The organism is Cupriavidus malaysiensis (assembly GCF_001854325.1).
Taxonomy (GTDB): Bacteria; Pseudomonadota; Gammaproteobacteria; order Burkholderiales; family Burkholderiaceae; genus Cupriavidus; species Cupriavidus malaysiensis.
In genome coordinates this window covers 2686425-2700492 of record NZ_CP017755.1, presented here as the reverse complement: position 1 = coordinate 2700492, position 14068 = coordinate 2686425, and the positions used below count along the sequence as shown (strand labels likewise).

Here is a 14068-nt window from a genome sequence, read left to right as displayed (position 1 = left end):
GGTCTCCGTAAGGGATAGGGTCCGCCGCAGCATGCCAATGGGTATCGAATAGATAAACGATTCGCTGCTATCGTGGCGAAGACTGCCGCCTCTGGTAGCGTATTCCGCTACTCTTGAGCAGAACCCGCCGGAAGAGGAGCGACCATGAACGAAGCCACGATGCTGATTGCCGTCATCAAACGCATGCTGAAGGCGCAGGGCCTGACGTATGGCGACGTCGCACGCGCGCTGGGATTGTCGGAAGCGAGCATCAAGCGCTGCTTTGCCAGCGGGCGCATGACCGTGGACCGCCTGGCGCAGGTCAGCGCGCTGCTCGGCATGACGCTGGCGGAACTCGCACAGGAGGCAGCCAACACCGTGCCGGCGCTGAGCGGCCTCAGCCGCGCGCAGGAGGCGCAACTGGTGGCCGACCGCAAGCTGCTGCTGGTGGCCATCTGCGCATTGAATCACTGGTCGGTGGAGGAGGTGGTCGCAAGCTACCGCATGACCCGCGCGGAATGCCTGAAGCGGCTGCTGGTGCTGGAGCGGATGGGGCTGCTGGCATTGCTGCCCGGCGATCGCATCCGCCTGCGCGTGATGCGCGATTTCCAATGGCTGCCGGATGGGCCGATCCGCGCCTTCTTCCTGCAGGAAGGCTTGGCCGATTTCCTTGACAGCCGTTTCGACGCACAGGGGCAGGCGCTGGAATTCGCCCACGCCATGCTGACCGACCTCGCATTGGCGCAACTGCAGCAGGAGCTGCGCCGCCTGCGCGCCCGGCTGGCCCAGTGGCATGAAGAGTCGCGCGCTGCCCCTCCCGCGCAGCGGCATGGTGTCGGCATGCTGCTGGCCGTGCGCGAGTGGGAGCCGGCCAGCTTCGCGCAGTGGCGCCAACCCGCTCCCGCGGCCTGCGCGACGGTCCGGCGGCTGACCGGCAGCTAGGCGGCGGCCGTACCTGGCGCTCCCACCGCCTCGGCCAGCACCGCGCACAGCCGCGCCATCAGTGCGGCATCCTGCGCGGCCTGCACCGACAGCATGTGGCCGGCGCCGGGCAGGTCGACGATGCGCGCGTCCTGCGCCTGCGCGGCGTTGGCCTGCAGCGTGGCGGCGATTTCGGGCGGGATGACCTGGTCGTGGCCGGCGCGCACCAGGGTCATGCGGCCGCGGAAGGCGGCGATGTCGCGGAACACGCGCGAGCGGCGCCAGCTCTGCTCGCGCCGGATCTGCGCGCTGAAGGCCGGCCCGAAGGGCGTGGCAAAGGCCGCTTCGTCGTAGGCGGCGCCGACCACGGTGACCAGGTGCCCGATGCGGTGGCGCGGGTCGCAGGCCAGGCGCACGGCGATCTCGCCGCTCATGCTGATGCCGATCACGCTGCGCGGGCCGTCGGTATCCAGGCAGGACAAGGCCGCGGCCGCTTCGGCGTGGCGCTTGGCCAGCGAGTTCGGCGTGCGCGCGCTGCTCTCGCCGTGGCCGGAGAAGTCGATGGCGAGGCTGCCGATGCCGCGCGCGGCCAGGGCCTGGCGCACCGCCAGCCAGCGGCCGCGGTGGCTGGTGCCGGCACCGTGCAGCAGCAGGCAGCGGATGCCGCTGGCGGCGTCGAGGCGGTCGGCGGCGAGGGTTTCGTCGGGCGTGTCGATGGTGAAGGGGCGCGGCGCGTGCATGGCATCCGGTGAGCAAGGCCGCGCCGGGCCGGCGCAGGCGCGGTCATTCTACGCCGCGCCGACGGCTGTCGATGGCTGCCGATGGCTCTCGATGGCGGCCGTCAGCCAGCCGCACTGCGGCGGCGAGTGCGTTGTCGCAGGACGGGGAGTCTGCCCTGTGCCGATCTGAACGATGGCGTGAGCCGCCGCATCGCCGCCGCGTATGGGCGCGCTTCCCGTTATGTTCCCGCCCTGGTACGAGACCGCGCCTTCGTCGCGGGCATGACAGCCTGCGCCGTCGGGATCGGTTCAAAGAGTGCCTCGATGTCTTCGGCGGAGAACTTGACGGCGCCGGCGGCATCCTCCGACAGGATCGCCTCGGCGAGCGCCGCCTTCTGTTCCTGCATCGCGACGATCTTCTCCTCCACGCTGCCGGCGGTGATCAGCTTGTAGACGAACACGGGCTTGTCCTGCCCGAGCCGGTGCGCGCGGTCGGTGGCCTGGTTTTCCACGGCGGGGTTCCACCAGGGATCGTAGTGAATGACGGTGTCCGCCGCCGTCAGGTTCAGGCCGACACCGCCGGCCTTCAGGCTGATCAGGAAAAGCGGCACCTCGCCCTGCTTGAAGCGCTTGACCGGCGTGGCGCGATCTGCGGTATCCCCGGTCAGCAGGACATAGGGAATGCCGGCCTTTTCCACTTCCGCCGCAATGAGGTCGAGCATGCTGGTGAACTGCGAGAACAAGAGGATGCGGCGACCTTCCTCGATCAGTTCGGGCAGCATGTCGAGCAGCAGTCCGAGCTTGGCCGATTCCTTGACCCGGGCCGATTGCCCGACCTTGGCCAGACGCGGATCGCAGCAGACCTGGCGCAGCTTGAGCAAGGCCTCCAGCACGATGATATGGCTGCGCGCGAGGCCTTTGGCAGCAACGGCCGCCCGGACCTTTTCCTGCATGGCGGCACGTACCGTCTCGTACAGGTCACGCTGCGCGCCTTCGAGCTCGACCGTTCGCACGATCATTGTCTTCGGCGGCAATTCGGTGGCGACCTCATCCTTGCGCCGGCGCAGCATGAACGGGCGGATGCGCCGCGCGAGCAGTTCACGCCGTACCGCATCGCCGCCCTTTTCGATGGGGGTGCGCCAGCGCCGGGTGAAGTCCTGGCGGGTGCCGAGGAACCCCGGCAGCAGGAAGTCGAACTGGGCCCACAGTTCGCCAAGATGGTTCTCGAGCGGGGTCCCGGTCAGGCACAGGCGGTGTCGCGCCTGCAGTTCGCGGATGGTCGCCGCCGACTTGGTGGCGGCGTTCTTGACATACTGCGCCTCGTCCAGGATCAGCAGGTGATAGTCGTGCCCGGCAAGGATCTCGCGGTCGCGCCACAGCAATGCGTAGGTGGTCAGGACCACATCGTGCGCGCCGATCCGGTCGAACCGATCGCGGCGTTGAGGGCCATGCAGATCCAGCACGCGTAGCGTCGGCGTGAAGCGCTGCGCTTCCTCGCACCAGTTGTGCATCAAGGTCGTCGGCACCACGACCAGTGCCGGCCGGTCCAGCCTGCCACCTTCCTTCTCGGTGAGGATGTGGGCAAGCGCCTGGACGGTTTTGCCCAGGCCCATATCGTCGGCGAGCACACCTGACAGCCCATGCTCGCGCAGGAACTGCATCCAGGCGAGTCCCTGGCGCTGGTAGGCGCGCAGTTCGGCGTGCAGCCCGCGCGGCACCGGCACGTCGGCGATGCCGGGCCCGGCCATCAGGCGCTGCGCGAGTTGCCGGACCGATGCATCACCGTGAAACTGCCAGCGCCCCGACTGATCCAGGGCATGCAGCCTGGCCGCATCCCACCGGGCAATGCGCAGGCCGGTGCCGAGCGCGTCGAACAAGTCGATCAGCACGCGTACGACCGGCTTGAGCCGATCGGCACGCAGGCGAAGCCGCTCGTTGCGATCGGTCTTCAGGTCGATCGCCTCATCGTCGGCGATCGCATCCAGCTTGCCGGACAACCAGCGCGCATCGCGACGGAAGAGGTCTGCCAGCAGCGGTTCCAGGCGCACCGTACGGCCATTGACGCTGATGCCCATCTCCACGTCGAACCAGCCGTCGCCAGTCGGGCGCAGCGTGCCGTCTATCGCTTCGATCTCGATCACGTTGTGCCGGAACGCGTCGCTCATCACGACGCGCCAGCCGCTCGCCCTGAGCGCGGGCAGGCCCCGTTTCACGATCTCCGGCCAGTCTCCGCTGTTGTCGGGACCGAGCATGCCATCCGGGAACGGCTTTGGCCCGAAGATGCGATCAGCCCGGAGTTTCCGCAATCCGGCCTTGTGCAGCTCGGTCAGGCGTTGGCGTTCGGCGTCGGCATCTCGTCTGATCTGGACGACCTCTTCGCCGGCGTTGCGCACCAGCGTCGTGTTGCTGTGTGCCGGAAGGCTGTGCTCTGCGTAATCGAAGCTGACCGTAGCAAAATCCTGCGGTGATGCCCAGGTCGGCAAGGTGTCCAGTGCCAGCACGGGGACGGGCGCGGTGTCGACGATCCGCACCGGCGCGGCCTCATGCGACGGAGGGGCGGGCAGGTCGGGCGCAATGTCACGCAGCACCTTGCCGACCAGCGCGGATTCCTCCGGCGTGATGGCCGGCATCGACAGGAAATCCTCGACCTGCTCCGCGGGCCATGGCAAAGCGAGGAGGCCGGCCTCGCCGGAGTGCGTATCCACATACCAGCATGGCCGGATGGCGGTCAGCAGCAGGGCGGCCGGCGGCTCGGCCTGCAAGACTGGCCGCAGGCGCGCGTCGGCCTGTGCTTGCCACACGATCTGTGTACTGCGCGCAGGCCCGCCGCGTACCAGGCAGCGCGTGCCGGAATGCGTCGGGCCCGTGGCGGAAGACGCGAACAGCCGGCCGGTAGCGACCAGCTTCTCGAACGTGCCGGCACCATTAGCACCTTGCAGGCTGAAGCTGCCGGTGTAGGTACCACGCGAGCGGTCCAGCCACAAGCCGCGCAGGATCGGCAGGTCCTCCTCGCTGACGAACTTCGGCGGCTCGATCAGCGCCCTCTCCAGGTTCTGCCAGGGGGCGTCGAGCGAGCGGATCGACCCGTCCACGCCCACACGGGCCTTGTACAGGAAGACCTCGACGCCGCGATAGGTCTGCCCGACCACATAGGCCAGCGCATGGGTGGCCTTGGCGGCCTTCTGCCTGGCCGAGGAAGCGGGCGCCGCGCGTCTGGCACGGAAACCGTCCAGCCACGACATCAATTCCGCGCGCACGCCGACGGCTGCCGGCCTGGGCCGCTGTGCGAGGCCGGCGTGGTGCGCGGGATCGGCGCCGTGTGCGAGAGCGGCGATCAGGAGCGCTGCCACGTGCTTGCAGTCAACGCCGACCGGGCACGTGCATTCGCCTTTCATCGACACGTCTTCCTTCGTGTGATGGAAATAGACATGCACAGCGTAGGGGAGGCTGCGCGTGCCTTGCACCAGGCCCGCCAAGGTATCGTCGTCCGTCCAGTGAAGCTTGGAGACCGCGCGCGCGTAGGAGCGGGCCTTGGATACGGTGTAGGGGCCTAGCCACTCCTTAATCTGCGCGGAATTGTAGGAGACAGGCATTGGCGGGATTCAGGTTGAACAGGCGGCGAGTATTCTACGCTGCGAGCCCTCCGGCCGGTCGCTTCGACGTCCCGCGGCCGGCGCTCCGGCGTGGTCAGCGGATCGTCGCTGTCGAGCGGCACGCGATCCTTCGGCGGCGTGTAGGCGTGTAGGCGTGTAGGCGTGCTGGATGGGTTGCCTGGGGACGTACTTCGAGCCCCATCCGCCCGGCGCCAGACTCAAACTCGCAGGGCTGGCGGGCCTCGGCTTCAGGACGGCGCTCGATCTCCGGCGCATATTTATCTCTCTCTCTTCTGCTTACGGTCGATCGGCTGCTGTCGAGGCCATTCGGTCAGTTGACGCGCACGAGCCAATCAAGAAGATTCAAAAGACTAGCCAGGCCCACTTTCCGCCAACCAAGGTGAAAGGAGGGCTCGGCGAGCGCGTGCTTGGCTTGCACTTCTACCCCGCGATCATATTGAATTCGAATTCCGTACGGATCTGCGAGGTACGAGGATCTTTTACTCAGACATTGATACGTGGCTGCTGACGAAGCAGGGTAAGGTTTTCCACGACACGCTTGAGGACTGGGTCGCATTCCGCAGAACGACAAAGATTGCTGCAGAGGGCTGGACTAAGTACCGGTTTGCCGATACGCAGGATCTTGAGCAATATGTCGACTACACCCTCTTGATGAATCCGAAGTTCGATCAACACCCCGCGATCCAGAAGATCCTCGCCGAGACTAAGGACAGGCCCGGCGCCTTCGGTGCGGCCATGGAGAACCTGGCCACGCCGCTTGTCGAGGAATTGAGGCGCAACCAACCCAAGGCATCCACGACGGGAGGAACCCATGGCTGAGCCCACCCAGCTCGACCCCATAGACGGAGCGCGCCGGCACCAACAAGCACTACGAGACCGAAGGCGTCTGGGCCTGGGTGCGCATGCTGGAGCATGCGCAGGTGACGCCCATCGACAGCGCGACCGTCCAGCTCACCTTCCAGGCCGTCCCTGACACGGAGGCAGCGGGCCCGGGTGACAGCGCCGCGGCGGCCGGGGCGGACAACCCTGAGAGTCCCGAGAGCCTGCTGCCACGCGCCGGGGGCTCGCGGCGCCGGCCCACATGGTCTATCCGATCCGCTTCGAGGTGCGCGCAGCGGTCGGGCGCGGGCCACTGGAGGCGCTGGAGCTGCGCAACCCGCGGGTTCCCGAGCGGATCTTCGTGGCGAAGGCGGCGCAGGTCCAGGCCCCGGCCCCGGTCCGGAGTACGCCGGCTCAGCACAGGTAATCACCATGTTCAACCATCTTCTGAACGCGCTGTTCGGCGCGCGCGCCCGGTCCATCCCGGCCCGGCGGCGCGGCTATCCCTTCATCAGCCGCCACAGCGTGGTGCGCCCGATGCCCAGCTCGCGGCTGGCGGCGGCGCGGTTGCCGCCGTGGCGCGCCAGCGCCTGCAGCACCGCCTCGCGCGTGACGGGCGCGCGTGCCTCGGGGGCGGGCGGGCTTGCCGCGCCGCTTTCGCTCGCCGCCTGCCCGGTCATGCGCCCGAATTCCGGGAAGGCCTCGCGTGCCTCCTCGTCCAGCGCGGCGCCGGGGGCGTGCAGGTAGATGGCCGCGCGCGCCAGCAGGTTCTCCAGTTCGCGCACGTTGCCGGGCCAGTCGTAGCCGTCGAACAGCGGGGCGAGGAAGTCCAGCACGCGCTGCCTGCCTTCGCGTGCCAGGCCGTACTGCGAGGCGGCGCGCGCCAGCAGGTGGTGCGCCAGCAGCGGCAGGTCCTCGCGGCGCTCGCGCAGTGCCGGCAGCCGGATCGGCAGCAGGTTGAGACGGAAATACAGGTCGGCGCGGAAGCTGCCCTGGGCCACCAGCGCGTGCAGGTCGCGGTGGGTGGCGGCGATCACGCGCACGTCGATGGGGGTGGCGCGGCCCGAGCCCAGTTTCATCACCTCGCGCTCCTGCAGCACGCGCAGCAGGCGGCTCTGCAGCGCGGCGGGCATTTCGCCGATCTCGTCGAGGAAGATGGTGCCGGTGTGGGCGATCTCGAACAGCCCCGGCTTGCCGCCGCGCCGCGCGCCGGTGAAGGCGCCTTCCTCGTGGCCGAACAGTTCGCTTTCGATCAGTCCTTCGGGCAGCGCCGCGCAGTTGAAGGCGACGAAGGGGTTGCCGCGCCGGCGGCTGGCGTTGTGGATGCCCTGGGCCACCAGTTCCTTGCCGGTGCCGCTCTCGCCGCTGAGCAGCACGGTGGCGTCGTGCGCGGCGGCAGCGCGCGCCAGCCGCCGCACCCGCTCCAGCGCCGGCGACGCGCCCGCCAGGTCGTCGAGCCCGTGGCGCGCCACCAGGTGCTTGGGGCGCTGGCTGGTGCGCAAGGAACGGTCGACACGCTGCGCCACCAGCGCATCCTGCGCGGTCACCACCGAGCCGGCGCGCTGTCCGTGCTCCACGATGGGCATGCAATTGACGATCAGCGCGCGCCCGTCGATCTGTTCGATGCGCTCGACGATGGCCGTGCCCTGTTCGCCGGCCTCGCGCAGCAGCGAGCCGGCCACCTGTGCGAGCCGTGCCGGTACCTCGGCTTCGCGCGCCAGGCCCAGCAGTTCCAGCATGGCGGGGTTGACGGCCTCGAGCTGGCCGTTGCCGTCGAAGGCGGCCACGCCATCGCGCAAGTGGGCCACGATGGTGTTCAGGCGCACCCGCTTGGACTCCTTCTGCCGGCTTACGCGGGCCAGCTCCACCGAGCGCTCGAACGCCTCTTCCACCGCCCCCAGCGAATAGAGGAAGACGCTTTCCAGGCCGGCCTGCTGGGCGAAGTCGCAGGCCATGCCGGGGCCGATGATGACGCTGCAGCCCTCGGCGGCCAGTGCGTCCACCGCGGTGCGCACCTCGTCGATGGAGCGGTAGGCGCGCTGCCGGAGGCCGACGTTGAGCCAGGCGCCGAGCGCGGCCAGCTCCTTGGAGATGGATTCGTGCAGCACCAGGCCGATGTCGGCGCCGGGCCAGGCGGCCACCGCCTGGGTGATGGCGCGCAGCACGTCGAAGCCGTTGACCTTGACCATCACCACCGGCACGTTGAGGTTGTCGCGCAGGTAGGCGCCGTTGGAGCCGGCGGCCAGCACCACGTCGACGCTGCCGGCTTCCACGTGCGCCTGCAATGCCGCCACCGCGGCGCCGTAGCCGGCGCGCACGGAGAGGAAGCGGGCGCGGTCCGCGTAGCGCGGCGCCACGCTTTCGCACAGGGTCTGCAGGCGGCTGATGCTGACCAGCGCGACGCCGGGGCGGTCGCCCGGGGGCGTGGCGGTGGACGGGGAGGCGGCGTGGCGGGGCAGGTCGGAGTCCATGCGGGCGGTCGCTGGAAAGGGTGGGAGCCGGAGCGTTCCAGGCTGGAACGTTCCAGCTTGCGTTTCTTGAAACGGTGGAACATTCTGCCATGAGGCGCCGTTGCGCGTACGCCGCCCGCACGGCGCGCAAGTCCTTGATTTGACTGGCCCGCCGGGGGCCGCGGCGCGTGGCCGGGCCGACTGGCACGATTCTCGCAAAACGCGGGCTTCTTCCCTCCACAGGAATTTCCATCATGTCTTCGTCTTCCGCCCAACGCCGTGCCGCTTTCCGCGCCAAGGTCGCCGAGCGCCGTGGCCTGCTGGTGCCCGGCGCCTTCAATGCGCTCAGTGCGCGCGTGATCGCCGACGCCGGCTTCGAGGCGCTCTACCTGACCGGCGCCGGTGTCACCAATATGTCGCTCGGCCTGCCCGACCTCGGCTTCATCGGCCTGGCGGAGATCGCCGAGCACACCGCGCGCGTGCGCGACGCGGTCGCGCTGCCGCTGATCGTCGATGCCGACACCGGTTTCGGCAACGCGCTCAACGTGCGCCACACGGTGCGCACGCTGGAGCGCAGCGGCGCCGACGCGATCCAGTTCGAGGACCAGGTGATGCCGAAGAAGTGCGGCCACTTCGCCGGCAAGGAGGTGATCGGCGCCGGCGAGATGGTCGGCAAGATCCGCGCCGCGGTCGACGCGCGCGAGGATGCCAACCTGCAGATCATCGCGCGCACCGACGCCGCCGCGGTGCACGGCATCGAGGACGCCATCGAGCGCGGCCACCGCTTCCTGGAGGCGGGCGCGGACATCCTGTTCATCGAGGCCACCGAGTCGCTGGCCGACATCGAACGCCTGCCGGGGCTGTTCACCGCGCCGCAGCTGATCAATATCGTCATCGGCGGCAAGACACCGGTGCAGTCGCGCGAGGCGCTGGCCAAGCTGGGCTACGGCATCGTGCTGTACGCCAACGCGGCGCTGCAGGGCGCGGTGCTGGGCATGCAGCGCGCGCTCGGCCAGCTCGCCGCGCAGGGCCGCCTGGACGAGGATCCTGCGCTGGTGATCCCCTTCGGCGAGCGCCAGCGCCTGGTCGACAAGCCGCTGTACGACCGCCTCGACCGCCTCTACGCAGAGGGCGGCGCATGACGGCGCGCGGCGCCCGGCATCAGGCGCGGCAACCGGCGCGGCACCCGGCGCGGGAGAGCGGGCATGGCTGAGAGGAGCGCAGGGCGCGGCGGCGCCGTCAGCGGCTGGCTGCCCTATATCGTGGCGGCCACCTTCTTCATGGAGTACCTCGACACCACGGTGATCGCCACCGCGCTGCCGCAGATGGCGCACTCCTTCGGCGTCGGCCCCAACAGCCTCAGCCTGGGCATGACCGCCTACATGCTGGCGCTGGCCACCTTCATCCCGGCCAGCGGCTGGGTGGCCGACCGCTGCGGTTCGCGCACCGTGTTCTTCAGCGCCGTGGTGATCTTCACCGTGGCCTCGGTGCTGTGCGGGCTGTCGCAGGACGTGGTGCAGTTCACCGCGGCGCGCGTGCTGCAGGGCCTGGGCGGGGCGATGATGGTGCCGGTGGGGCGGATGATCGTGGTGCGCAGCACCGACAAGAGCGGCCTGATGCGCGCCATCTCCACCATCACCTGGCCGGCTATCGTGGCGCCGGTGGTGGGGCCGCCGGTGGGCGGTTTCATCACCACCTACGCGTCGTGGCGCTGGATCTTCCTGCTCAACGTGCCGTTCGGCCTGGCGGTGCTGGTGGCGGTGGCCATGCTGGTGCCCAACCTGCGCGGCAGCGAGCGCCGCCCGCTCGACGTGGCCGGGCTGGTGCTCAGCGGCGCAGCGCTGACCGCGGTGCTGTACGGTGCCGAGCTGGCCAGCCAGCCGGGTGCCGGCGTGTGGGTGGCGGCCGGCTGCGTGCTGGGCGGCCTGCTGCTGGGCTGGGTCGCCTATCGCCACGCGGCGCGCCATCCGCATCCGCTCATCGACGTCTCCACCTTGAAGATCCCCACCTTCTCGGTGACGGTGGTGACCGGCTCGCTGACGCGCATCGGCATCGGCGCGGTGCCCTACCTGATGCCGCTGCTGTTCCAGATCGGCTTCGGCCTGTCGGCCTTCCAGTCGGGCCTGCTGCTGCTGGCCAGCGCGCTCGGCAACCTGGGCATGAAGGCACTGACCACGCGCATCCTGCGGCGCTGGGGCTTCCGCCTGGTCTCGATCGTCGACGTGGCGGTGGCCGGTGTCTTCACCATCGCCTGCGGCATGCTGACGCCGCAGACGCCGCTGGCCTGGGTGCTGATCGTGGTCTTCGTCTACGGCGTGGCGCGCTCGATGCAGTTCTCGACGCTGGCCACGCTGGCCTATGCCGACGTGCCGCCGGCGCAGACCAGCGCCGCCAGCACCTTGTGGAGCGCGGCGGCGCAGATGACGATCGGGCTGGGCATCGCCTATGGCGCGGTGTCGCTGCGCGCGGCGGCGCTGATCCACGGCGAGGAGGCGGGGCGCGCCTTCACGCTGGCCGACTTCCGCCTGGCCTTCCTCTTCGCCGGCGTGCTGACACTGGTGTCGATGTGGGGCTACTGGCGCATGGCGCCCGATGCCGGGCAGAGCGTCGGCGGCGGCACGCACCGGCGCGGCACGGCCTGAGGCGTGCCCGGTGCCGCCGCGCGCGCTGGCGCGGCGGCACCCGCCATGCCAAGGTGCCGGCGCCTCAATGGTGCAGGCCGACCAGCAGTTCGGCGCGCAGCTCCGGGCGCGGAAAGCGGATGCGGAACTCGGTGTACTCGTGCTCCACCGAGTCGCAGGAGATGGACGCGCCCCAGCTGCGCAGCACGTTGCGGCAGAAGGCCAGGCCGATGCCGGTGCCGCGGTGGGCCGGGTAGGAGAAGAAGGGCTGGAACATCTGCTTGAGCACGTGCGGCGGCACGCCCGTGGCGGTGTCGCGGAACACCACTTCGATGCTGTCGCCGGTGATGGCGCAGCGCACGTGGATCTCGCCCTTGCCGGCGCGCCGGATGGCTTCGAGCGCGTTCTTGGTCAGGTTGGTGATGACCAGTTCGAACAGCTGCGCATTGCCCAGTACCTGCATGGGCTCGCAGCCCTCGATGCGGACCAGGCGGGCGTGGCCCGGCTCGAAGGGAAAGCGCGCGATGGCCTCGTGGATCGCCGTGCCCGGGTCGAACAGGGCCTTGGTGGCGGCGAGCGGGTCCTTGGAATTGGCCACCAGCAGCTCGATGCTGTTGTGCACGTGGGCGAGGTCGGCGCGCATGCGCTCGGCCGCCTCCAGCAGGACCGGCAGCTGCGGGTCGGTGGCGGGCAGGACGCGCGGCAGCCGCGCGCGGATGCCGTCGACCGTCATGGCCAGGCTGGTCAGCGGCGTGCGCAGCTCGTGCGCCACCGTGGCCAGTGCCGCCGCCATGCCGCGCTGCTTCTGCTCGACCAGCACCTGGCGGTCGATCTTGATGACGAACAGCACGGCGATCACGAAGGCCAGGATGGGCAGCTGCAGCAGCACCGCGTCCCATGGGATGCTGGCCATGGAGTTGCCCCCCAGCAGGAACACCGCCACCGCGGCGGCGGTGCCGCTCAGCAGGGAGATGGTGGCGAAGGCGGTACTGAAGTGGTACAGGATCACCACCGCGATCAGCACCGATTCCGCCCAGGCCAGCGCGCCGGCGTTCTCCAGGTAGAAGAAGACGAAGGCGAAGGGCAGGCCGACCGTGATGGCGAACAGGGCGTAGGGCGAGAGCCAGCCGTGCCGCGACAGGCGCGAAGCGAACAGCAGCGGAATGAACAGGGCGGTGCACAGCAGCCGCAGCCCGAGGTTTTCGTAGCGCTGCGGGAAGACATGGCTCCAGATCCAGTAGTAGAGCGGATGGCCGACGACACCCAGCATCCCCACCAGCTGGATGCGGCGCAGCCGCGCCACGCTCTCCTCGTCGAGCAGCGCCGCGCGCGCGGCCGTATCGAACACGGCCTGCCAGGCTCGCGCGAAGCGCCCGGTCCAGGCCCCGCCGCTGTGCTTGCGCTGATGCGTCTTGTTCATCCTGTGTGCCGATTTTCCCGTATGGCAGCGCATCGTTCCGTCTTGCTGCCTTGTCACATTGTGACCGTACAGTGACCGTTCTATGACGATCTTGGTTGTGCCGCATGACCGCATGACCGCGCGCCGGCCGGCACGGCCGCCCGCGCCGTCAGGCAGCGAGCGATTGCGCCGGCGGCTGCGTGCCAGGCATGCCCGGCACGGCGCGGCGGGCGCGCCGCGTCGACGACCATTGGTCGAGCCGCACCTCGTCGCGGATCTCGGCCAGCACACCGAGCAGGCGCTCGATTTCCGCGGCCGTCAGTTTGGCATGCAGGGTAAGGCGCATCAATGCCCGATTCCTGGGGGTTGCGGGAGCGCAGAAGACCGAGCCGAAAATACCGCGGGCCTGCAGCGCGTCGCGCAGCAGCATGACCTGGGGTTCCGAGCCGGCCTCGAGCCCGATGATCTGTTCGCTGCCGTCGCTGATGTTGTAGCCGAGCGCGGCGATGGCGTCGCGCGTGCTGCGCGTGATCGCGTGCAGGCGGGCGCGCCGCTCGTCGGCGGCGGCGATGAAGTCGGCGGCGGCTTCGAACCAGGCGATCTCGTGCCGCAGCAGGCCGGAGCTGAAGATGGCCGGCCGCGCCTCGACCGCGAAGAAGTCCTTGAACTGCGGCGAGCAGGCGATGAAGCCGGCCCGTCCGCCGAAGGCCTTGGCCAGCGAGGCGGTACGGAAATGCACCCGCGCGCCCAGTCCGAGCGCGGCCACCAGGCCCGCGCCGCCCGGTCCGTGCGTGCCGAGCGAGTGTGATTCGTCCACCACCAGCACCGATCCGCTGGCCTGGGCGACATCGGCCAGCCCGGCCAGCGGCGCGACGGCGCCGGTGGTGCTGTACACGGAGTCGGCCAGGATCACGCCCGGTCCCAGGCGTTCCACCTGGCGCCGCAGGTGGTCGACGTCATTGTGGCGGATCGGCACCGCCTGGGCACCGGCCGCGGTGATGCCTTCCCATAGCGAGGCATGGCCATTCATATCGATGTAGACCGGGATGCCCGGGCCGGCGATGCACTGCACCAGGCCGACGTTGGCGGCCCAGCCGGACTGGGCGATCAGTCCGTCCTCGGCCTGCATCAGCGCTGCCAGGCGACGTTCGGCGCGGCGTTGCGGCGTGTCGCCGTGCTGGAACACGGTCGACATCAGCAGTTCGCGCTCGCCGCGCAGCAGCGTGCGCGCCTGGGCCCGCACCAGCGTCCGCTCGCCGAGCAGGCAGAGATAGTCGTTGCTGTTCAGGTAGAGGGCGTCGGCGCCGGGCACGCGGCCGTGCAGCAGGTGGTCGCCACCCCAGAGCCGGCCCAGCCGGTCGTCGAAATGCCGTCGCATGCGTGCCTGGATCCACTCCGGCAGAGGGGGGGTGTCGCGCGCCGGGGCGGGCTTGCGCAGGGAGATGATGTTCGCGGCTTGGGCGTTCATGGACCGTTCCTCGGTTCGGAGTGGACTGCGGAAACTACCGGCCGGGCGCCGGGCCGCGCGGCTGCCGCCGCCACGGAT

At 69.7% G+C, this 14068-nt stretch carries 10 protein-coding genes; 5 read left to right on the top strand and 5 right to left on the bottom strand.

Annotated elements, in window-relative coordinates; all coding sequences use genetic code 11:
* The first annotated feature begins 144 nt into the window (after positions 1-144).
* On the top strand, positions 145-921 hold the full coding sequence (locus BKK80_RS31350; protein ID WP_071072665.1) for a helix-turn-helix domain-containing protein: 777 nt from the start codon (positions 145-147) through the stop codon (positions 919-921).
* On the opposite strand, the gene BKK80_RS31345 is transcribed toward BKK80_RS31350, so the two are convergent.
* Entirely contained in the window at positions 918-1640 is a 723-nt protein-coding gene (locus BKK80_RS31345; RefSeq protein ID WP_071072664.1) for an alpha/beta hydrolase, read from the bottom strand. The two genes, BKK80_RS31350 and BKK80_RS31345, sit on opposite strands and share 4 nt — an antisense overlap.
* A gap of 218 nt (positions 1641-1858) precedes the next feature.
* Positions 1859-5212 (bottom strand): DEAD/DEAH box helicase, encoded by a 3354-nt coding sequence (locus tag BKK80_RS31340; protein WP_071072663.1) that lies wholly within the window; start codon positions 5210-5212, stop codon positions 1859-1861.
* A gap of 672 nt (positions 5213-5884) precedes the next feature.
* On the opposite strand from BKK80_RS31340, the gene BKK80_RS37630 reads away from it, so the two are divergent.
* Together BKK80_RS37630 and BKK80_RS36825 are read left to right on the top strand one after the other, a co-directional pair.
* Positions 5885-6052: a hypothetical protein gene (locus BKK80_RS37630; RefSeq protein ID WP_236903853.1), complete on the top strand. Its 168-nt coding sequence runs from the start codon at positions 5885-5887 to the stop codon at positions 6050-6052.
* Between the two features lie 262 nt (positions 6053-6314).
* Positions 6315-6479 carry a hypothetical protein gene (locus BKK80_RS36825; RefSeq protein WP_157903375.1) on the top strand — a complete coding sequence of 55 codons (165 nt, stop codon included), beginning with the start codon at positions 6315-6317 and terminating at the stop codon, positions 6477-6479.
* A gap of 73 nt (positions 6480-6552) precedes the next feature.
* Here the strand turns inward: BKK80_RS36825 and prpR are convergent, their stop codons facing one another.
* Entirely contained in the window at positions 6553-8523 is a 1971-nt protein-coding gene (prpR, locus tag BKK80_RS31330) for a propionate catabolism operon regulatory protein PrpR (RefSeq protein WP_071018628.1), read from the bottom strand.
* Between the two features lie 233 nt (positions 8524-8756).
* Here prpR and BKK80_RS31325 point away from each other — a divergent pair, with 233 nt between their 5' ends.
* Positions 8757-9644, top strand: coding sequence for an isocitrate lyase/PEP mutase family protein (locus BKK80_RS31325; RefSeq protein WP_071018630.1), 888 nt, complete (start codon positions 8757-8759; stop codon positions 9642-9644).
* A gap of 63 nt (positions 9645-9707) precedes the next feature.
* Positions 9708-11144 (top strand): MFS transporter, encoded by a 1437-nt coding sequence (locus tag BKK80_RS31320; protein WP_071018632.1) that lies wholly within the window; start codon positions 9708-9710, stop codon positions 11142-11144.
* A gap of 64 nt (positions 11145-11208) precedes the next feature.
* On the opposite strand, the gene BKK80_RS31315 is transcribed toward BKK80_RS31320, so the two are convergent.
* Entirely contained in the window at positions 11209-12543 is a 1335-nt protein-coding gene (locus tag BKK80_RS31315) for a sensor histidine kinase (protein ID WP_071018633.1), read from the bottom strand.
* Between the two features lie 148 nt (positions 12544-12691).
* Positions 12692-13990 carry an alpha-hydroxyketone-type quorum-sensing autoinducer synthase gene (cqsA, locus tag BKK80_RS31310; RefSeq protein WP_071018635.1) on the bottom strand — a complete coding sequence of 433 codons (1299 nt, stop codon included), beginning with the start codon at positions 13988-13990 and terminating at the stop codon, positions 12692-12694.
* Positions 13991-14068: the final 78 nt, after the last annotated feature.

Bases quoted from the DNA above. Each gene is read 5' to 3' on its own strand.
- BKK80_RS31350 (WP_071072665.1), top strand. From the start codon at position 145: ATGAACGAAGCCACGATGCTGATTGCCGTCATCAAACGCATGCTGAAG.
- BKK80_RS31345 (WP_071072664.1), bottom strand. From the start codon at position 1,640: ATGCACGCGCCGCGCCCCTTCACCATCGACACGCCCGACGAAACCCTC.
- BKK80_RS31340 (WP_071072663.1), bottom strand. From the start codon at position 5,212: ATGCCTGTCTCCTACAATTCCGCGCAGATTAAGGAGTGGCTAGGCCCC.
- BKK80_RS37630 (WP_236903853.1), top strand. From the start codon at position 5,885: ATGAATCCGAAGTTCGATCAACACCCCGCGATCCAGAAGATCCTCGCC.
- BKK80_RS36825 (WP_157903375.1), top strand. From the start codon at position 6,315: ATGGTCTATCCGATCCGCTTCGAGGTGCGCGCAGCGGTCGGGCGCGGG.
- prpR (WP_071018628.1), bottom strand. From the start codon at position 8,523: ATGGACTCCGACCTGCCCCGCCACGCCGCCTCCCCGTCCACCGCCACG.
- BKK80_RS31325 (WP_071018630.1), top strand. From the start codon at position 8,757: ATGTCTTCGTCTTCCGCCCAACGCCGTGCCGCTTTCCGCGCCAAGGTC.
- BKK80_RS31320 (WP_071018632.1), top strand. From the start codon at position 9,708: ATGGCTGAGAGGAGCGCAGGGCGCGGCGGCGCCGTCAGCGGCTGGCTG.
- BKK80_RS31315 (WP_071018633.1), bottom strand. From the start codon at position 12,543: ATGAACAAGACGCATCAGCGCAAGCACAGCGGCGGGGCCTGGACCGGG.
- cqsA (WP_071018635.1), bottom strand. From the start codon at position 13,990: ATGAACGCCCAAGCCGCGAACATCATCTCCCTGCGCAAGCCCGCCCCG.